10 protein-coding genes are annotated in these 21,533 nt (G+C 39.0%); 2 read left to right on the forward strand and 8 right to left on the reverse strand.

Features of this window, described 5'->3' with window-relative positions:
- Positions 1-7: 7 nt before the first annotated feature.
- The 4 genes from Q2U82_RS01440 to Q2U82_RS01455 are packed head-to-tail and all read right to left on the reverse strand — an operon-like array spanning position 8 to position 4,993.
- The gene (locus tag Q2U82_RS01440) at positions 8-259 is read right to left on the reverse strand and encodes an acyl carrier protein (protein ID WP_410005982.1); all 252 of its coding nucleotides are present in this window, start codon (positions 257-259) and stop codon (positions 8-10) included.
- Complete coding sequence (locus Q2U82_RS01445; protein ID WP_410005983.1) at positions 256-1,173, reverse strand: C25 family cysteine peptidase; 918 nt, start codon at positions 1,171-1,173, stop codon at positions 256-258. The genes Q2U82_RS01440 and Q2U82_RS01445 overlap by 4 nt, the downstream gene beginning before the upstream one ends.
- Positions 1,170-4,001, reverse strand: coding sequence for a hypothetical protein (locus Q2U82_RS01450; protein ID WP_410005984.1), 2,832 nt, complete (start codon positions 3,999-4,001; stop codon positions 1,170-1,172). Before Q2U82_RS01450 ends, Q2U82_RS01445 begins: the two co-directional genes overlap by 4 nt.
- A gap of 23 nt (positions 4,002-4,024) precedes the next feature.
- The gene (locus Q2U82_RS01455) at positions 4,025-4,993 is read right to left on the reverse strand and encodes a hypothetical protein (protein ID WP_410005985.1); all 969 of its coding nucleotides are present in this window, start codon (positions 4,991-4,993) and stop codon (positions 4,025-4,027) included.
- A gap of 557 nt (positions 4,994-5,550) precedes the next feature.
- Between Q2U82_RS01455 and Q2U82_RS01460 the strand changes: the two genes are divergently transcribed.
- Positions 5,551-7,719, forward strand: a complete 2,169-nt coding sequence (locus Q2U82_RS01460; RefSeq protein WP_410005986.1) for a S46 family peptidase — start codon at positions 5,551-5,553, stop codon at positions 7,717-7,719.
- A gap of 5 nt (positions 7,720-7,724) precedes the next feature.
- Here the strand turns inward: Q2U82_RS01460 and Q2U82_RS01465 are convergent, their stop codons facing one another.
- The 3 genes from Q2U82_RS01465 to Q2U82_RS01475 form a co-directional block, all read right to left on the reverse strand.
- Positions 7,725-10,901 carry a P-loop NTPase fold protein gene (locus Q2U82_RS01465; protein ID WP_410005987.1) on the reverse strand — a complete coding sequence of 1,059 codons (3,177 nt, stop codon included), beginning with the start codon at positions 10,899-10,901 and terminating at the stop codon, positions 7,725-7,727.
- A gap of 313 nt (positions 10,902-11,214) precedes the next feature.
- Positions 11,215-13,341: a M3 family metallopeptidase gene (locus tag Q2U82_RS01470; protein ID WP_410005988.1), complete on the reverse strand. Its 2,127-nt coding sequence runs from the start codon at positions 13,339-13,341 to the stop codon at positions 11,215-11,217.
- Between the two features lie 130 nt (positions 13,342-13,471).
- On the reverse strand, positions 13,472-17,368 hold the full coding sequence (locus tag Q2U82_RS01475) for a GEVED domain-containing protein (RefSeq protein ID WP_410005989.1): 3,897 nt from the start codon (positions 17,366-17,368) through the stop codon (positions 13,472-13,474).
- 179 nt (positions 17,369-17,547) lie between these two features.
- Between Q2U82_RS01475 and Q2U82_RS01480 the strand changes: the two genes are divergently transcribed.
- Positions 17,548-20,838, forward strand: a complete 3,291-nt coding sequence (locus tag Q2U82_RS01480) for a VCBS repeat-containing protein (protein ID WP_410005990.1) — start codon at positions 17,548-17,550, stop codon at positions 20,836-20,838.
- A 3-nt stretch (positions 20,839-20,841) separates the two neighbouring features.
- On the opposite strand, the gene Q2U82_RS01485 is transcribed toward Q2U82_RS01480, so the two are convergent.
- The gene (locus Q2U82_RS01485; RefSeq protein WP_410005991.1) at positions 20,842-21,501 is read right to left on the reverse strand and encodes a uracil-DNA glycosylase family protein; all 660 of its coding nucleotides are present in this window, start codon (positions 21,499-21,501) and stop codon (positions 20,842-20,844) included.
- Positions 21,502-21,533: the final 32 nt, after the last annotated feature.

The raw sequence follows: 21,533 nt of genomic DNA on the forward strand, positions 1-21,533 counted from the left end.
ATTATATTTATAGGTTATTGGATTGTTTATGTAAATAGGCAACCACTGCATTTATAGAGGAAAGTTTTTCCCAATCCTCATCAGATATTCGCACTTGGTATTCCTGTTCAATATTAGCCACATATTCTGCTAGGTCTAAAGAATCAATATTCAAATCATGATAAAAATGATCATCATAAAGCAGATTCCTGGGTATCTTCTTGCTTACCTTAAAAAGCATCGTTTTTAAATGATCTGCAATGTCTATTTCTGTTTTCATGGATATACTTTTATTTTATCTGCAAATTGAATTGCCTGCTGAGTACCACAAATTGGTGCCAACGGATCACCAAAAATACGGTAACTATCCATGGCAGATTGCGTTGGAGGGCTTGCAGCAACAATTAATTCGCCAATGGTTGTTACTCCCTTCTGTAATGCGTTAGTGATACGTACCGCCCAACGTGTATTGTCTGTGTGATACGTATTCATAACCGCACCAAAACTGGCTGCAGCAGCACCTTGCAACGGAATAGCTTCTGAAAAGGATAGTCCAGTGCGTTTTCTACTGGCCGTTGCACAGCAAATAGAGAGTAAGGCACCCAATGGTTCTCCCTTGGATTCTTCAAAATGATGTTTTCGCAAGCCGTAATAACCTACCCAACCAATTGGTCGACCGTGACCGAAATAAAGGGCAAGTCCCAAACCAGTACGTAGGCCTTTCAGCATTTCTTCTTTTACCAACAAATCACTCGTCCATCTATAAGGTGGTGTTTTTCCATTGTTCTCATTCAGCAAGGTCTCAATACGTGTTGCAAGCCTGATGTATTTTTTATGGCGTTGCCCTAAAATAGCCACAGGTTGCTGCGCTCCATCGCGCAACTGCACTTTTGCAGCTGTTTCGGCAAAAAGCCTAATTGATTGTATGCTGCTTTCAGGAAGATAACCAATAGGTATAGCCGTGCCATCTCCACGAATCAGGACGGGTCCCGTCAATAAAGTACGGGGAGAGCGCCGCGGCGCCCCCACCCAAACAATAGCTTGACTGTCTTCAGCATAATGAGACAAAAGTTCTGATGAAACATCCAATTTATCAGAAACTACAGGTCGTGGAAGAAAACCTTTTTTTTGATAGGCTTCTATAAGCGGCTGCAAGGCTTCCATTGCTTTCTTTGAAGCTATAATTGTTATCATGCGGCTCTTACTTCATCAATAAACGGTTCCCAAGCTGTTACATCACTACTTATAAACAGCCTATTATAATAATCGCGCACAATATCACCTTGTTGCTCTGGATTAAAATGATCTAACCCTAAACCATTACTTGTAGCGTCAAGCAGAGTTTGTTCCTTAGTCTTTCCAGGATCAGCATAATCATAGCCCTCAGTGGCTTGGGAATATAGTGCATCACCCATATAGATAGGACCTGAATATTCTCCTTGCCAAACGTGGGTTAGTTCGTGCATAAGCCATCCAAAATTACCTGGGGAGGCTGGCGTTCCTTTTGAAAGAACGGTACCATCAGGAAAGTGTATAATGCGCATTGTCCCTACTCCCGTATTGCCTCCGGTATTGCCGGAAGCCACATTGGCCACAAACGATCCAATAAACACGTGAACCATATTATAAGGCAATGAGTCGCCGAAAACACGTCGTGCTTCGGTTTCTTCTTCGGCAGTAAGGCTTCTGAAAAGACCTGCAATTTCCAATAAAAGTCCGACCAAAAGAAATACTGCACCTCCACCAATTTGGATAAAGGCATCCAAAAATTCCTGTCCGGTAATCACCAATCTGTTATATGCAGCAGCAATAAGTAGTTGGGCCTCGCTTTCTATCTGATCTGCAATGGCCCTTGAGATATCCTCTACCGTTTGTCCAGCTTCGCGGAAAGCTTGGACGAAATTGGCGATGATATTTTCAGGATTGCGAACAGTATCTGCCATGATTTGCGCTAAGGTTAAGCCATAGGCAATAAGACCAAGAACAATCTCCTTCATGGCATTGATTGTTTGACGGGCGGCCCAAACCAAAAGATCAACGGCTAAATAACCCACTTGCAATACCCCATTAATAAAGGACCTGATGCCTTCCAAGAAATCGTTTTCCAGATATGATAAAACGTAACTCACAGAATTACCAACACGCACAGTAGCCTCACCTAATAAAGTAAGTGCGGCGTCACCAATTGCAGCGGCCCAATCGATAACTTTGGAAATATTTTCGCCTATGTCTTCAATTAATTCCAACATTTTATCAAAGACAGCATCTACTTGAGTCATTCCCCAATCTAAAATTTCTGTGACAGATTTCTTAACAAACCGAATTGCCAATAATGTTTCTCGCCACAGCCCTGAAGCCAAAGCTTCACCGCGGTCTAGCAACCAGCCCAGAACGTCGCCCACAGGACCCAAAGCCTGTAACACACCGTTTATAATTTTTCGGAATACAAAATAGGTAGCCCCTACAACAGCTTCTAGAATATCCACTAGTGCTTTCCCAATTTGCATGGCAGCATCTATTAAACGCGCTGCCAAACGATAGGTAAAACTTACCATATTACCTACAAATTCAACTATGGTCTTCCCAAGTTCAAATGCTGCTTTTACAACGTGTTTCAATAAATCAAAAGCTATGGAAACTACATCTTTCAGCAAGTTAATTAAGGTAGTACCAATGGCAAAAAGGGCATCAACTACTTTTTTTATTCCTGCAATCGCTATCTGCGCCATGGATATTACCATGTCTGAAATAATTTTTCCGGCAGCTAAAAGAGCGCTAACTATTTTTTGTACTACTTCAACTGCTGCATTGGCAACGTAGGCCATAAAATCTACTATTGCGGTACCAATATTGGCCAATGAACGCGCTACTTCTTCAATCAAATCTGCACCTGCACTTATAACTTCATCAAAGAGATCGGTTAGCGTATTTCCCAAATCTGTAAACGATTGTATTACCTGGTCCCAAAGTGACAATGGGCGGGTAACCAAAGTGATCAATATTTCGCCAATGGCCTTGCCAATTGCAAGCAAAGCACGTACAGTGTTGCGAATTAAGGTAAGCCCAAATTCAAAAGCTTGATATAAGATATTACCGATAGATTTACCTAATTCAATAAGTGCTTCTATACCTTTTCTTACAATTTCAAAAGTTTTTGCAGCTAGCCAAGATAACAAATCAACCAAAACCCCTACTAGGCTGTCAATGGCTCTTAAGATTTCCCTGACGGAATTAACTACTAACGTAAAGGCTTCTTCCAGAATATTAAAAAGTGATTTACCAATATCTTGTATGCCTTGAACCATTTTTTTGAGAATCTGAAAACCTGATTCAACTGCGTATTGAAGTACATCTGCCACGGTGTTTGCCGCTGCTACTAAGGCTTGGCATAAAGCTGAAACCGCTGCACGGGTCCAATCTGCAATTTCTTGTAGCAGATCGCCAATAGAGTCTATAATTTCTTCAATTGCATCAACAATAGCATCAATAGCATCTGCAATGGCATCTGCAATGTCTTCGAAAAATTCCACTACAGCCGAATCCACATCTGGATCTACAGGAGTATTGCGTCCATCATTTTCGAGCTTACGCGAAGTTTCGCCTGCATCCCGCAGCCAAATAAGAACATCTTGGGCACCCTGCTTATCGATGCTTTTCTTGCTTTTTGTTTTGAGCAATAAATCTTCCATCAATAAATGAGCCTGTCCTCTTGGCAATTGGCTTATGGCGTGGACTACACCCTTACCCTGCCCAGCGTTTTGATAGCCTTTGATGAAAGCTTTGCGTTCTGTTTTTTTCATTAAAGATACACGTTGAAAAAGTTCGCGATGTTCCTCTGGATTTTTAATGGTCTCAGCATAGGCTTCTGCCAAAATGATACCTTGATCCTTGCTTTTCTTGTACACTGTGAGAAATGCAGGTGCCAAGTCCACTGGTTTAAAAGCTGTTTCTTTCAACTTTTTAGTAACCATTGCCCTTCGCCCCATCGCCACCCCATCGAGTGCTAATGTGATACGGTTCATGATTTTTGGTTTTAATGTTAATACTAATTCTTTTGAAGCATAGCCTGCTTCGTGGCTTTAGGTTTATTCTTTTTGATTGTTTTATTGAATATGAATGGAACAAATCCCTGAGGAGTTGGGATTGGGGAAGATTCTAAGGGAGTAGTTTTTATTATTTTCTCAAATAATTGGGAAGTACAAATACCTAAGCAGATAAATGCTGAATCTTTAGTCTTAAGCTTTTTGGAAGTTTTTTTAAAAGGGAAACCTGAAGTGAGAGCACTAAAACGCTCCACCTCTATATTAATAATATCTAAGTTTTTTTTCTGAAGAGTTAAACTTAATGAAGCCAGTAAATCCAAAAGGGCTGGCTTTGCTATTTTTTGTGATTTTAAAATGCTTGCGATTGAAAATTGATCAAATTCATTTTCGGTAAGGAGTGGCAGAATCATTATACTCTGATCTTCAATTCCTTTATTTTTCTTGATTGACTCTAGAAAGTTTGTTTGAGAATAGCCTTCCAATAGATCTTCATCTAAAATGAAGAGATGTTGTGATTTTGGATTTAAGGAAACCTCGTTGTATTCCAAAAATATTTTCTTATTCAAGAAAGAGGTAATGCTCGAAAAACTACTGGAATCAAATAATGTTTCTGTAATTATTCTAAAGGTGTTATTAATCTGCCCCAACTGTTTTTGCGCTTTTTTAAGAGCAATAATTTCTCGTGAAGATTTTCTGTTGTTGTTTTTTAATTTCTTTATCTGCAGTAAATTTTCCCTCATATGGTCCACTGAAGCAGTAGGGTTCAATGCCGGCATTGCATTTAGAATGGTTTCATACTGATGCTCGGTGCTGATAGCATCATCAAGACCGTGGACGGCAATCAACGAACTTAACTCTGGATTATTGGAATAAGCAGCGTCAGAGAAAAGTAAAGCCGTTTTAAATAAACGAGACTCTTTGATTAGATTGGTAATCGTACTTGGCTTAAAATAAACAACTGCTTCCAACATAAGTAGGTATATAAATTTGGCATATTTACTTGCCAAATAATGAATGGGGAAGAGGAGAAAATAAAATTAAGAAAAAATAATGACATTTAAACACAAAGCACTCATTTTATGATGTTTGTGAAATAATAATTATGATACATCAATTTTTTAGAAATTACTGTGGCTTGTTGTAGATGGCGAAAATACTCTCCTTCCACATTATATTTACCTCAACTACTTTTATTCAAAATAATTTTTTATTAATATTGCTGTATGGGAGTAGGTGCATTAGTAGTTGGAACAGCAGTTTTATTTTTAGTTCTCTTTCTTGTTGCAGAATTGGAAGAACGATTATAAAAAAAATCTAACTAAATTTTATTCAAAAACGGTATCAGGAGCTATTACTTTTCGCTATCTGTAAGCTTTTTTTTGTTCTATTTTTCCTCCAATTTCCTTTTAAGTGGTTCTCTATTGGCCATCTTCTCATTTTTGAATATCCGTCATATTTCTCTCATTTAAATAAATTGTGCTTTCACGAGGTATTGTTATCTTGCACGATATCATTAAAAACAGTTATCATGAAATTATTACGCCTTCTCTTTATCTTTTTATCCCTTCCTATATTCGCCCAGCAAGGGGGTATGTGGATTCCTTCACTTTTGGAAGGAATGAACGAATCTGAAATGACCAACCTCGGCATGAAAATGACCGCTAAGGATATTTATGACGTTAACAATGCGAGCCTGAAAGATGCCGTACCGCATTTTAACGGCGGCTGTACTTCCGAAGTTATTAGTAACCAAGGGCTTTTACTTACCAATCACCATTGCGGTTATTCGCAGATACAGAGCCATTCCTCTTTGGAAAATGATTATCTAGAGAATGGGTTTTGGGCAATGAGCCAAAAAGAGGAATTACCCAATCCCGGGGTTACCGCAAGTTTTATGGTGCGTATTGAAGACGTTACAAGCCAAGTAATGAATGGTATTTCCGAAGCAATGACTGAAGCCGACAAGCAAAAAAAGATAGAAGAAAACATTGCCAATGTGGTGCAAACTTCTCCTAAAGAAGCCTGGCAGGAAAATCGTGTACGTACTTTTTATGAAGGCAACCAGTACATGCTTTTTGTGGTTGAAACCTTTAAAGATGTTCGATTGGTAGGCGCTCCGCCTTCCTCTATTGGGAAATTTGGTAGCGATACAGACAACTGGATCTGGCCTCGACATACCGGTGATTTTTCCCTTTTCAGAATTTATGCCGACAAAAACAATCGTCCCGCAGAATATTCTGAAGATAACGTGCCTTACACTCCAAAACACTTCCTTCCAATTTCCTTGGATGGAGTTGCGGAAAATGATTTTACATTGGTCTTTGGGTATCCCGGAACTACTGATGAATACTTGCCATCTGTTGCAATTGAGCAAGTTATAAACACTATCAACCCAGCGCGGATTGCCATTCGTGACGCCGCCTTGGCTATTCAGGACAAGTATATGCGTGCCGATCCGCAAATAAAGATTCAATATGCTTCTAAATATGCTCGTATTGCCAATTACTGGAAAAAGTGGAAAGGCGAAACCCTTGGTTTAACAAAGAGTAAGGCCGTGAGTATAAAAAAACAACAGGAAAACGCGCTTACTTCTGAAATAAACAAAAAAGGAAAACAACAGGAATACGGCAAAATATTACCTCAATTTGAAAAATACTACACCGAAATTGAGCCTTATGCTCTTGCCCGTGAGTATTATTTGGAAACCGTATTGCGCAATGTGGAGCTGCTTCGCACCGCTTACCAAGCTTATCAATTGAAACAGGTTTATGAAAATCGTGGCGCCCAGTCTTTTGAAGATAGAAGAAACAATATGGTGGAGCGATTGGAAGGCCAATATAAAGATTACAGCAAACAAGTGGACAAAGAGGTTTTTGAGGCTTTGATTGCACTGTACGCTAAAGGAGTGCCGAAAGAGTTTTTGCCAGCTTCATTTAACAATATGAACGCCCAGCAATTGACTGACAATGTTTACACAAACTCTGCTTTTGTGGATTATGCTTCCCTGAAAAAACTATTGGAAGGCGATGCCGAAACAGTGATAGCAAAGCTGAATAATGATTCAGGTTTTAAAGTGGTAGCTGAAATGGCAACTGCTTATTTTGACAAAGTAGCACCCAAATATGAAGAATTGGAATTAAACATTTCTGGTTTGGAACGCGATTATATGAAAGCGTTGTTGGAACTAAGTCCAAAAGACGCCCGTATTTTCCCGAATGCCAATAGTACTCTGCGCATTACCTATGGAAAGGTTGCTGGCTACTCCCCAGCTGATGCTATATATTACGAGCCCGTAACACACCTTGAGGGCGTAATGCAAAAATACATTCCCGGCGATTATGAATTTGATGTTCCACAAAAACTTATAGACCTCTACAAAGCTAAAGATTATGGCCAGTATGGCGAAAACGGAAAAATGCCCATTAACTTTATTGGGACCAATCACACTACTGGTGGAAATTCTGGAAGTCCCGCAATTGATGCTTACGGGAATCTAATAGGGCTAAACTTTGACCGTGTTTGGGAAGGCACTATGAGCGATTATTACTATGATCCTGCCCTATCGCGCAACATTATGGTAGATATTCGCTATGTGCTTTTTATTATGGATAAATACGCAGGAGCGAAGAATTTAATTAATGAGCTGAAACTTGTTCACCCTAAAAAGGAAATGGGGAAATCCAAAAAGAAGAAGTAACTTATTTAAGTTATATGATATGAAAACCGCTGTATAAATGGATAGTACATTTTTACATCTTCAATATTCAAAGTAATATTTTCGGAAACTAAAATATTGAAGAGCTCTTGTTTTATATCATTTAAATCCTGATGCTCAAGGCCGTATTGAATGTTCAAAAAATCCTTGACCTGCATCGGATCATTAACGTCATCTTCTAGATATTCTATAAAATCTTGATACAGTTTTTTATATTCCCCAATGGGTAAGGCCAAGAGAAACAAAATTCCCTGAATTCGCTCTTTATTTATTTTTGAGGGAAAATCGTCGTGAGCCTTAATGATTTTATAAATGTTCACAAATCTTTTAATGCCACGTGGACTGGAACCAATAATGAGCGACATTGATTGTATAAGTTGTAATTCCTCATCAGTAAGCGTAAGTATCTCTGCGAGTTGTTGAAGTTCCTTTTTAGTAGGCAGCTTTTGGCTTGGTTGTGTTTCCTGCGGTGTTTCTAGATTAGACTGTACATTTTCCTTTTGGTTATTGGCTGGTGAATTTGCTGTCTTTTTGGTTTTGTTTTTTATGGAAGTCGTGCCGGAAAGGGAGGCGAGCATATTTTTTACGCTTTTATCATCCGCTTCCTTTAAAGTGAATGGTATTTGGAATATTTTTTCCAAATAGTCTGAAGGGCTTATTGGTTCAATTCCATTTACTTCCATAGATTTGGTGAACTGTAACTGATGTCTTTTAATCAAAGCATTCTGTACCCATCGTGGATCCACACCAACCACTACCACAAATAATGGAAAGGCCATTAATAAGTTTACAGCCTCCAGTACCTCCACCACACGTTCTTCAGGGCAACGATCCAAATCGTCTATGTACAGAATGATGCGTTCTAAAGGTTTTTCAAAATAGGTCTTGAATTTTAGGGAATCTTCCACGGTTATCTTGCTCAGCTCGACAGCGTGTTCTTTAAAAAGCTCGTTGAGCACTTCAAAATCCTTTCGGATTATTGAAATTATCCCCAACTGATCTTTGTAGTCCTTACTTTCTGAACGCCGTTCTATAAAAGAATACAAAGCTTCGGTGGACAGGGTGTTTTTTATACGAAACTCCAGTTCTGTTTTCTTTTCCTCTGTAACGTTTATCTGTTGGGTTATGGCTTCAATTTCATTGCGGGAGCTTTGTATTTCAAATTCCAATGCTTTTTGACGTTGGTGGAAATCTAGGGTGGTTTTTTCTGTTTCGCGTTCGTAATCTTCTTTAATTTTCCAAAAAGAAGCTGCCAAAGGTTGCAGCTGATTATAGGTTTTTATTCCGCGAAGCACAGCTCCACCAGCAAGTGTTAGGAATGCCCACATTTCAGTTGAAAGTTTTAGGTTGGCTTTGCCCATTTTTTCAGCAATAAAATTTATCGTCAAAGGCACAGTGATTATTATAAAAATTATAACTGCCACCCATAGCATATTCTTTTGCCACTTACCCGCTTTAAAAAAGGTTTTTAGAAATGTGAAAACGGAAGTGGTGCGTTTGTATAGTTCTTTGGGAGTTTTCCAATATTCTTCGGGAATGATGGTTTTAAATTGTGCAACATTTTCAATAATTGTTTTATTGTTTGTAAATGCTGTTGTTACCTTTTGTTCTATTTGAAATTTGGAATCCATTTCCGAAAGCATTCCGAACAGGGTTTTTTCTTCAATAGTTTCAATTTTCTTTTTTAGTTGTTCTTGTATTGTTTTCTTTTCGGTTTGTAGATTGGACAGTTTTTCTTCAACGAGGCTTTTTTCCTTTTTAAGTTTTTCCTGTGCTTCATTGGCCATGCTCAGGTTTTCTTTGAAAATGTTTTCGATGCCTTCTTTTTCATCTTGAGCCTTGGTGTCATTGCTGATATATTCCTGTAAACCTTCAAAAATTCGGGTGACCATACTTGCCCACAGATTGGAGTCCATATAGGACCAGGCGTTAAAATGCACTTGCGCAATACCTTTACAAAAAACGGTCTGTTCTTCATTAAATGAGAAGGTATTGATACGCTCCTTTAATTTATTCATAAAGAAACTTTTGCCAGAGCCCCACCTGCCAAAAAGTGCAATCGCCAAGGGCGGAATAAAACTTTTAGCGGCCATTACCCTTGCAAAGGCCATAACATCTTTTGTAATATTAAGTTGATCTTCCCCAACATCGGCATCACTTAGCAGACCTGCTATGAGGCTTGGCCTTGTGGGCATATTATTTTGCAATCTGTCTTTGAGGATGGCAAATTGATCTGGATTTAATTGGGAAATAATGGTTCGGATTTCCTCTTTGCTGGCTTCGGCTATAGTGCTGGTGTAATGATTTAATTCCCCTATCGGAATTTCAATATCACGAACAATCCATTCCACATTTAAAGAACGTCCATTTTTAGGGTTTCCAACAACTACGCCCAGTCCTCTTAAATAAATCGACGCCTTGCCTTTATGCGGCGATGCAGCTTTAATTATCAAAAAATCCCCACTTTCTATGGGGTTAATAATTTCGTTGTAGGTTTCCCCTTCACGGGTTTCCCAAATACCTTCAGAATAAAAACGCTCCATTTGCGAATTAAAACCCCATTCTGCTTCCACCAAAAATACACGCGCATCACTTTCATCCATTAAGTTTGCATTAATGCCAGAACTAGTAGTTGTTGTATTGGTATTGGTATTAGAATCAACCGGGTTTTTTAATTGGCTGAAAAGATTCTGCCCATCCTGAGTTGGTGGCAACGAAATAATGAATTGCAATCCTTCTGCCGCACCTTCAGGAAATAAAGTGTTTAGTATATCCACAGTAACGTTAAAGCTCGTTGTAATATCAAGCTCTCCCGCTCCCATTCCCATTAGTGGAATCCAAATGGTTTTGCTATAAAAAAGATCTTTGTAAACCCGCAAACCGTTGGTTAGGTTTTTTCTTAAGTTAATTATGGGATTATCTTCACCCACTGTAACTATAAATAATATGGGGTTTAAATTGTCATGCTGAAGAAGTGCATAGCCACTGTTAACTTCCAACTCCTTTAAAGCCGAATCAGGATACCCAAAAGATTTCAATACATATCTATTCAGTTCGCCAGGAGAGGCATTCATGTCTGTAGAAACAACAGCCAAATCAGCTTCGGTGGGAGAAGACCCAATTTTAACTAGGTAGAATGGCTGATCTTGAAAATTTGATTCCATAGATATATAAGTATTTCGAAATTATCGGCTAAAAACTCTTGTTTGGGTGATTAGAAATTTCCATCAAATTCTCTTAAACCGAAACCTAATTTACTCAATTATAGCACAATAATAATTTTTTACTGTAGAAATATCTTATATGAAGAAAAAACAGACGAGCTTTTTTAAAAAAATATTTAAATCTCCTTTTTGTATGTTCAAAATAGACCGAGTAAAAAAATAAAATAAAAATACCCGATGGGACATTTTTATAAACAGCGAATCCACGAATAATTATAAAACTATTCGTGGATTCGCTTTTAAATTCGGCATTTTACTTCAGCCCTCTGGCTTTAAGCATCGGCTCAATTTTTGGGTCGCTACCGCGCCAATCTTTGTACATTTTTTCGAGATTCAGTGTATTTCCTCTGGAAAGAACCATATCTCGGAAACGCTGACCGTTCTCACGAGTCAAGCCTCCGTGAGTCTCGAACCAATTGTAGGCATCGTGATGGAGCATCTCTGTCCACGAATAAGAATAATAACCCGCAGCATATCCTCCAGCAAAAATATGTGAGAAATACGTAGAACGGTATCTTGGCGGAACTGCATGAACTACATCGAGTTTGGTTTTATTCAAGGCTTCATTTTCAAAAGCGTTTACATCTTCAATCTTTTTATCGGCTGAAATGGTGTGCCATTGCATGTCTAAATTAGATCCCGCCAAATTTTCCGTTAGACTATAACCTTGATTGAAAGTTCCTGAGTTTTTAATTTTATCAATCAATTCCTGCGGAATCTGTTTGCCTGTTTTATAGTGTATTGCATAGTTTTTCAATACATCTGGATACAACGCCCAGTTTTCATTAAACTGTGAAGGAAACTCAACAAAATCACGCGCAACGGCGGTTCCTGAAAGGGAAGGATATTGCTGGCTTGCAAAAAACCCGTGAAGGGCATGGCCAAACTCGTGGAACATAGTTTCCACTTCGTCATAAGTCAACAAAGCAGGCTCATTGCCAGCGGGTTTTGGAATATTAAGTACGTTATATATAACTGGTTTTTTATTGTACAGTTTAGATTGGGTGACAAAATTGTCCATCCAAGCACCTCCACTTTTACTTGGGCGCGCAAAATAATCTGTATAGAAAAGTCCAAGCTGATCGCCATTTTCTTCGAATAACTCATAGACTTTTACATCTTCCTGATATGTTGGAATGTCCGTCCTCTCTTTATAAGTTATGCCATAAAGTTTATTTGCGGCATAAAAAACACCTTTTTCCAAAACATTGTTCAATTCAAAATAGGGCTTAATTTGGTTTTCGTCAAGATCGTATTTTTCTTTGCGAACCATTTCAGCATAATAGTTCCAATCCCAAGGCTCCAATTTGAAATCTTGCCCTTTGGCTTTTATCATTTTCTGAATTTCATTAGATTCTGCCTGTGCTTTGGCAGTGGCTGCAGGAATAAGTCCGCTGAAAAATTTATTTACATTTTCAGGAGTTTTGGCCATTGTTTTTTGAAGGCTCCACTCGGCGTAATTATTAAAACCTAAAAGTTTTGCTTTTTGGGCGCGCACTTCCACCAACTGCTTTATTATTTCCCGGGTATCATTTGCGCCTTGATCTGATCTGTGCCAAGCTGCTTTAAACAATTTTTCGCGACTCGCCCTATTTTCCATAGACTGCAATAATGGCTGTTGGGTAGTGTTCTGCAGTGGGATGGTCCAGCCTTTGCCGTCTTTACTTTCTTTAGATTTCAGAAAATCTTCATCAACGCCCGCTAGGTCTTCTTTATTAGTAAAAGTTACGGCTCCAGCATTATTGGCATCTAATAGGGTTTTACCAAACTTAGTAGTAAGCGTAGCTATTTTTTCATTGTATTCCTTTAGTTTTTCTTTGTCTTCTGAAGAAAGGTTGGCTCCCGCAATTTCAAAATCTTCGTAATAATTTTCAAGGAGTTTTAAGGATTCCGCATCCAGATTTAGTGATTCCTTTTTATCATATAATGTTTTAAAACGTTTGAAAAGATTCTCGTTCAAATAAATCATATCACTTTGTGCCGCAAATTTTGGCGCCATCTCTTCTTCCACAGCTTGCAGCGTTTCATTGGTATTTGAACCAGCCAGTGCATAAAATATTTGTGAAGATCTACTTAAAAGCTCACTACTTTTCTCAAGGGCAAGCACAGTGTTATCAAAAGTTGGTTCTTCTTTAGAATTTGCAATTGCTTCTACGGCTTTCTTTTGTTTTTCAATTCCTTTAAGCATTGCAGGCATAAAGTGTTCGTCCTTAATTTTTGAAAAATCCGGTGCTCCATAGGGTAAGGTACTTTCAGAAAGTAGCGGGTTTTCAGTGTTGTTCATCTGTTCTTCACTTTTGTTTGGGTTCTCTTTTTCTTTGGAATTGTTACAGGCCACAACCAGTAGCGCAAGTGCCAAATAGGGAATTGCTTTTTTCATTCTTTGTTGATTTTTTTATGGAAATGTAAAGATACGGAATAAGTACTCTTTATTATCTGAATGTTACAAAATCAAAAACCCCCTCAGCAAATGCTGAAGGGGTTTCCTTTTTTGGTTGGTTATTTGGTGATTACTCTTTTATCAAGCGTTTCACAGTGCTTGCACTGTCACCAATAATCTGTACCATATAAACTCCAGAGGCAAGTGATGAAACATCTACTGCTTTCACACCTTGCATAGTGCGAAGGTCTGTCTGGTTTACAAGTTTTCCGTTTATGTCATAGATCATCATTTTCTCAAGAGAAATGTTGGTCTTGTTCACAAGGTTAACCACGTTGTCTGCTGGGTTAGGGTATAATGCCAAACCTTTGTCCAATGAGTTTTCATCTACTCCAATAGTTGTTTCAACGGTAAGTTCAAAAGAACAGGTTGAAACATTTCCATACTCGTCAGTAGCTGTCATTGTGATGGTGTATGTGCCATCAGACAATGGAGTGCCTGGAGCAGGATCTTGAGATAGGATGGTTACAGGATCTGTACAGTTGTCATCTGCAATTGCCTCGCCGGTAGCGAAGTAATCTGGCAGGATGTAGAACAGGTTACCAGCTCCCGGATCAACAGTTTGATCTGCTGGGCAAGTAAGTTCTGGGCCTAAAAGATCTACAACAGTGATTACTGAAGTACAAGATGCAATGTTTCCACTAGCATCACTTGCGAATACAGTTACTGTAATAGGAGTTCCTATATCTGCACAACTAACTTCTGTAACATCTACAGCTAGTACGGTTATACCGCAAGCGTCAAATGATAATGGACCACCAGGAATTTCTGTGAAGAAAGCATCACCATCAGATTCAGTCAAGGTAAGCATCCAGTTGGCTGGGTCAAACTGACCGTCGAAACCTGGCATAAAGTTACTGATAACCGTTTCGGTATTTCCGAATAAGTTATCATCAGTTTGTGCGCGGAATCCGAATACATCACCTGGAGCAACAGCAACAGCAGCACTACCTGATTGGTTGCCTAATAAAGGATCTGTCAATTGGGTGTATGTACCGTTCAATAAGTATCCGAAGCCATCAAAACCAGGAGCATCATTTAAGGTAAAATCCCAATCAAAGGTTACGTTTGCAGCCTCTGTAACGTTTACAGTAAAGTCAGTAAACCCTTCGTTTCCAGATTGGTTATCACTACCTATCACCATTACCTCATAAGTTGTAGGCAAAGTGGCCAATAACGCCATTGGATCAACAGTAGCAGTACCGTCTGGACCCAATTCAATGGTAGTGTCTTGACAAACTAGTATTGGTGCAATGTTATCTATAACATTTACTGTAGCAAAACAGGTAGAAGAGTTTCCACTGTCATCAGTAACAGTAACTTCTACAATATTTTCGCCAAGATCAGCACAAGTAAAGTCTAGGCCAGAACCACCTCCAGTAGTATAATGTATGTTTCCATTAAATACGCGTGGCTGGAATGTGCTTCCAGAGAAAGGATATCCTCTCGCTCCACCTTCTAGGAATTCAATGTTTGCATCTGAAGCCCAAACGTTTCCTGTTCCGGTTCCATTGGTATAGTTAAGACCACCAGTGGAAAAATCAGTTGGAGTTACATAGAAAGCATGTGTTTCACCTGCAGCCATTACATAATTAAGTGTCAGGTTAAGTGGTGTTGCTACACCATCCCCATTTGAAACTACAGCTACTGCAGTACCTATTAAAGTCCAAGCAGAAGGGTCTGCTTCAAAACCTACCCAAGTTCCTGTTTTGGCATATACTTCTACGTCAAATGTAGCACCTGTGTCTGCATTGATGTCAAAAGAATCAATTGTAACATCAGTAACCGCATTTACGTCAAACATATTACCAAAGTTTCCGTTGCCACCAGCAAAACCGGTAGGAAGAGTCTCCGAGGAACCTCCGCCAACGCCACCGGCGCTAATTGTATATCCACAAGCTTCATTAACACTTACTAAAAGATCGTTAGGATCTACACTTGCCATTCCGTTTGCATCAAGATAAACATCAAGACCTCCGCCTGAACTAGCTTCATAGGTCAACAAGAAATTGTCAACACCTGCGCCCCAGTTCCAGCCTGTTTCGTCATCCCAAGTAAATTTCACTTGGAATGCAGCGTTTGCATAAGCTAGTACATCAATAGCTCCTGTATTAACAGGATCAATATCAGCATTGTCAGCCAAGAAAACTTCTTGCCAAGCCGAACCATCCCAAACTTCTCCTCGTAATAATCCTAAGCCTACAAAATCTTGCAATGCATAGTCAAAAGATATCTCAGCAGAAGTAGCCCCTGTTAAATCATAAACAGGAGATAATAATTCTGCAATGTTATCACCAGAGCCTACTGCATCGTCATCAAAAATCGCAGCATTTGTTGGGAAATCTCCACCGGTTGGCATATCACCTGAACCAAAAGTCCAATCCTGAGAACCCAAAACAATATTGGTTGACCAACCTGCAGGCACAGTAGAACCTTCAAAATCTTCAGATTCTGTAATAGTTGCAACACCGCCTATACAAACAATTTCTGGCGCAGTAACGTCCTGAACGGTAACAGTAGAGGTACAAGTACTTGAATTACCTGAGTTGTCTGTAACAGTAAGAATTACTGTGTTAGCACCCGTCATAGAGCAATCAAAAGATGAAATATCAAGAGTCATAGAAGCAATGCCACAGTTGTCTGTAGAACCATTGTCTACATCAGCACCAGTAATCGTTGCCATTCCAGTTACAGGATCAAGATCCACAGTTATATCTTGGCAAACTGCTACAGGTGCTTCGTTGTCAACTACGGTAACCATAAAATTACAGGTTACGGTGTTGCCATCACTATCGGTAACGGAAAGTTCTACCATAGTATCACCCACTGGGAAAGTACTTCCGCTTGCAGGAGTGGCAATAATATCTCCAGAAATGTTACCATCTTCAACATCAAAGGCAACGCCGGCAAAGTTTGCTACAGCACCACAAGTGCCAACGGCATTGTTAATTGTTATATCTGCCGGACAAGCGATGGTTGGTGCATTACCAACAACAGTTATCAAAGACATATTAAGACAGAAAGAGTTTAATGAACCTCCATCTCCAGATACAGCATCTACAATATTTAATGTCCAAACACCATTAACTGGTTCACCAGCAAAAACTGTGTTGAACAAACCGCCCTGTGCTTGATAGTCAGCTAATGGAGGAAAATCACCCCAAGTAGTAACATCATTTGCTGAGCTATCAGTAAACATTAAGTTTTGTGCAGGATTTAAACCATCTATACCTCCGTTACCAGAAGTAAGAACTAATGAAGTACTTGAAGGAGATACCAGAGTGATTGTTAAATCACTAGCCCATCCGCTTCCAACATTAAGCATTACATCGTCAAAATTATAGTCGCCGTTAGCAGCACCAATTACACCTGTTTCTGTAACGGTAACAGTAGAAGTTACAGATGATGGTGGGTCAATTGGCAAAGGAAGGCCTGAGGCACATTCGTTGATGTTTGAACCCCCGCCGCCAGCTGCTTGAACATTCACGGTATAATCCTCAACTTCTCCAAATGAAGTATTACCACAAGGATTAGGAGAAGACTGATTCCATCCAAGTCTCACACGCATACGGGTATTCCCAACTGTAGCTGCTGCAGGAACAGTAATATCTAAAGTATGGGGACCATCGCTTGAAGTAGCAACGGCAAGCGTATATACCTCGCCAGCATCATCTAAGATATCATTCTGGTTCCAATCAATAAAGGCGTAGAGATAATCACTTGAATCTGCATTAAGGGTTACAGATATTTGATCCATCGCACCTTGGGTAACATTGGCTATCTGTGCTGTAAAATCATTATATCCTGTATGAGCAGAGGTAGTATTGCTAATACCGGCATAAGTTACATTACTAATGTTTTCAAAAGTAGTACTCCCACCAGACGCGGCACAATACTGTGCATTAGCCTGCCACCCAAAGGAGGTAAAGAGCAATGTCGCTAAAATTAAAAAGGTAATTTTTTTCATAAAATTGATAATTTAAATTAATAGTTAAAATGTCGTTAAAAATACCTTAATTTATCATAAGAGCCAAATAATTCAGTGAACTAAAATTTTATATATTTAGTGATTATTTAAACCAAGCAAAAAAATCCTTTTTCCGCATTTTTAAACAGTTGTTTTTAAACCAGTTAATATACTCTATTATGAAAACACGTATGGTAACCCTCATTTTATTGCTATTTTTACTTTCCTGCTCACAACCTTCAAAAAAGGAAAATAATTCGAAATATACTGACAATGCGACTACGTTGTATTCAAAAATCAATTCTGAAACTTCCCAATTAAATTTCACAAATGTGATAAAGGAAGATGTTGATTTCAACTTTTTAAATTACACCTATATATATGTGGGCGGTGGCGTGGCAGTTGGTGATATTGACAATGATGGATTGCAAGATTTATATTTTGTGAGTAGTATGGGTGCCAATAAATTGTATAAAAATAAAGGAGACCTAAAATTTGAAGACATCACGAACACTTCAAAAGCAGAAGACTATACTGGCTTTTCTACTGGCGCCAGCATGATGGACATTAACAACGATGGCTGGTTGGATATTTATGTTTGCAAGGCGGGATCTGTAAAAGACGATAACGCAAGAAGGAATTTACTTTTCATAAACCAAAAAGACGGTACTTTTAAAGAGGAAGCAAAAAAATGGGGTCTTGATGACCCAGGATATTCCACACAAGCCTATCAATTAGATTACGACAAAGATGGCGACTTGGATCTCTATATTGTAAACTACCGATACGATTTTAAAAACAACACTACTATAAGTGCCGAGATACAAAACCAAATTGAAGAAATTACCAGCGACCAGCTTTACAGAAATGATGGCACTACTTTCACAAAAGTAACTGGCGAGGCAAAACTTTACAACAAGGCTTGGGGTCTTGCAGGTGCAGTAGGCGATTTTAACAACGATGGTTGGGACGATATTTATGTTTCCAATGATTTTCTGGAACCGGACCAATTGTATATCAACCAAAAAGATGGCACTTTCAAAAATGAAATAAACAGTCGTGTAGACCACATCTCTTTCTATAGCATGGGTTCTGATTATGCAGACCTCAACAACGACCTTCTTCCAGACCTTATAACCGTTGACATGACCGCCGAAAGCCATCAGCGAAGCAAACAAAACATGGCTTCAATGAATACTGAAAATTTCTATAAAATGGTAGCAATAGGCTATAACCATCCGTATATGGCCAATATGCTTCATTATAACAAAGGCAACGGAAAATTTAATGAAACAGCACTCCTAAGTGGCGTGGCAAAAAGTGATTGGAGTTGGGCGCCACTCATTGCAGATTTTGACAATGATGGAATGAAAGATATTTTTATTACAAATGGCGTCATAAAAGATTATACCAACCAAGATTTCCGTACGGAAATGAAGAAAAAAATAGCCAATAACGAACAGATGACATTGGAAGCCGTGCAAGCCATGCTGCCCTCTCAAAAGCTCAATAATTATATATACAAAAACAATGGCGACCTAACATTTACCAAACAAATGAAGGAATGGGGAATGGAAGAGCCAACTTTTTCAAACGGTGCTGCCTATGCTGACCTTGACAATGATGGCGATTTAGATTTGATAATAAACAATATTGACGATGAAGTGGGACTGTATAGAAACAACGCAAACAACAATTACCTTCAAGTAAAACTAAAAGGCCCAAAAAACAACTCACTTGGGATTGGTGCCAAAGTCTATGTGAAAAAGGCAGATACCATTCAGTTACAACAGTTATATCTTGCGCGTGGTTTTGAATCCTCAGTCACTGATGTGCTACATTTTGGCTTAGGCAAAAATGATACTGTTGATGAAGTGACCGTGCAATGGCCCGATGGAAAAATATCAAAACTAAATAGTCCTGCAACCAACAAAATGCTCACTGTGGATTATAGCACCGCGGTTGCGGGAACAATTGCTTACCAAAATCCAGTTTCTAAAAAATTAAGCTTGGATCCTGCCGCTATTGGAATTGATTATTTACAGAAAGAAAATGATTTTGATGATTTCTCACTTCAACTTCTAATTCCACAAAAACAATCCACTAAAGGAAGTGGACTAGCTGTTGCAGATGTTAATGGTGATGGCCTGGATGACTTTTTTGTCGGCAATGCTGCAGGAGCAGAAGCCGCACTCTATATTCAAAAAACAGATGGACATTTCACAAAAACAAATGAATCGCTTTGGAAAAACAACGCAAAATATGAAGATGCAAACGCAATCTTTTTTGATGCGGATGGTGATGGCGATCAGGATCTTTATGTTGTGAGCGCAGGCTATGAACTTGATGAAAATAGCCCGCTTTTGCAGGACAGACTTTTCGTGAATGATGGCAAAGGTAATTTCAGTTATAAAAAAGAAGCTTTGCCAACTATGTTAGTTTCCGGAAAAAGTGTTGTAGCAGCAGATTATGACGGCGATGGCGATATGGACTTGTTTGTTGGCGGCAATTTAGTTCCTAAAAAATATCCACTTTCACCACGCTCCTACCTTCTTAAAAACGAAAACGGAATTTTTAAGGATGCCACTGAAGAAAATCCTTCACTTAAAGAAATAGGAATGATTTCTGAAGCTGTCTTTACGGATTATGACAATGATAAGGACCTAGACCTTTTGGTAACTGGCGAATGGATGGCTCCTACTATTTTCAGTAACAATAACGGAAAATTTACCAAAAACGAAAATATTGCAGGCCTTGAAAACACTGAAGGTTGGTGGTTTACCGTAACAGCAGCAGATTTTGACGGCGATGGCGATGAGGATTATATATTTGGAAACATTGGCGGCAACAATAAATTTCATCCTTCCGCGGAAAAACCACTCTATATTTCGGCGAAAGATTTTGACAAAAACGGCAGTTTTGATGTTGCCATGAGCAAAATAAGTAATGGCAAAGTAGTGCCCGTTCGTGGCAAAGAGTGCAGTAGCCAGCAAAACCCTTTCCTATTGGACAAAATTAAGACCTATAAAGAATTTTCCGAATTAGAGTTTAAGGATATTTATGGCGAAGAAGAATTAAAAGATGCTTTTAAGCTTATTGCACATGACTTTGAAAGTGTTCTTATCCTAAACGATGGTAATGGAAAGTTTACAGTTAAGCACTTGCCCAACGAAGCACAGTTAGGCCCTACCCTTTCCTTCATTTCACGTGATTTCAATAATGATGGCAAAATGGATATTATGGGAGTTGGCGCCATTTATGACGCCGAAGTGGAAACCATCCGTTATGATAGTAACTACGGTTATGTATTATTAGGCGATGGCAAAGGCAATTTTAATAATTCTAAGGAATACGTACCATTTATAGCCAGTGATGCAAAAAACATGAAAGCCATCAAAATCAATGGCAATGAAATGTACATGGTGGTTAGCAACAATGCCCCTTTGCAGATTTTTAATTTTAAATCGTAGGTTTTAAAAAAATGGACGGTACTGCTCCACCCGAAAATCTATCGTAGTTTTTTCAGGGAATTTGTCTTTCATTTTTTTATAGGCTGAAAGGCTACCCACAGCTCTATTAGCTGCTCCTGATGGTGCTATTAATGAAACTGTTTTTACAGTTCTCCCATTTTCCGGAAGTTGAAATGTATGTATTCGCGGCACTTTGTTGGTAACCAATTTCAGGGAAATATTGTACTCCTTCAATTTTCTTCGGAAGAAATATTCTGGACCATTTTTACTGTTTCCGCCCGTGAAAAGCAGCGTATCAATTTTCGGGTTTAGCTGAAGTACGGCAACCAAATCTCGCAATTCCACTTCCAACATTCCAATATCCGAAGCATCAATTTTTTCTCTTCTGGCAGAAGCCACCATATCACAAATGCCAATACCTCTTTTTATTAAAAAATGTTCGCGTTGCTTAATTGCTTCGGCTGTGGTTTCAAATTTTAGATCCAAGCCGAATATTTTATCCAAAATCAGCCATAATTGTCCGTCGCGACTACCGTAACAAAAATCCACATCACCCTCCTTTAATTCCCCCGTCGTGAAACGCGGTGGCGGTAGTGTGCCTACTATCAGTTTGGTTGCATTTTCGGGAATAAATGGCGGGTATGGGTGGATGTGGTGGAACAAATTTTAGATATCTAGATTATTAGATTTCTGGA

Origin of the sequence: Aequorivita nionensis, from assembly GCF_046352995.1 — a bacterium.
Taxonomy (GTDB): domain Bacteria; phylum Bacteroidota; class Bacteroidia; order Flavobacteriales; family Flavobacteriaceae; genus Aequorivita; species Aequorivita nionensis.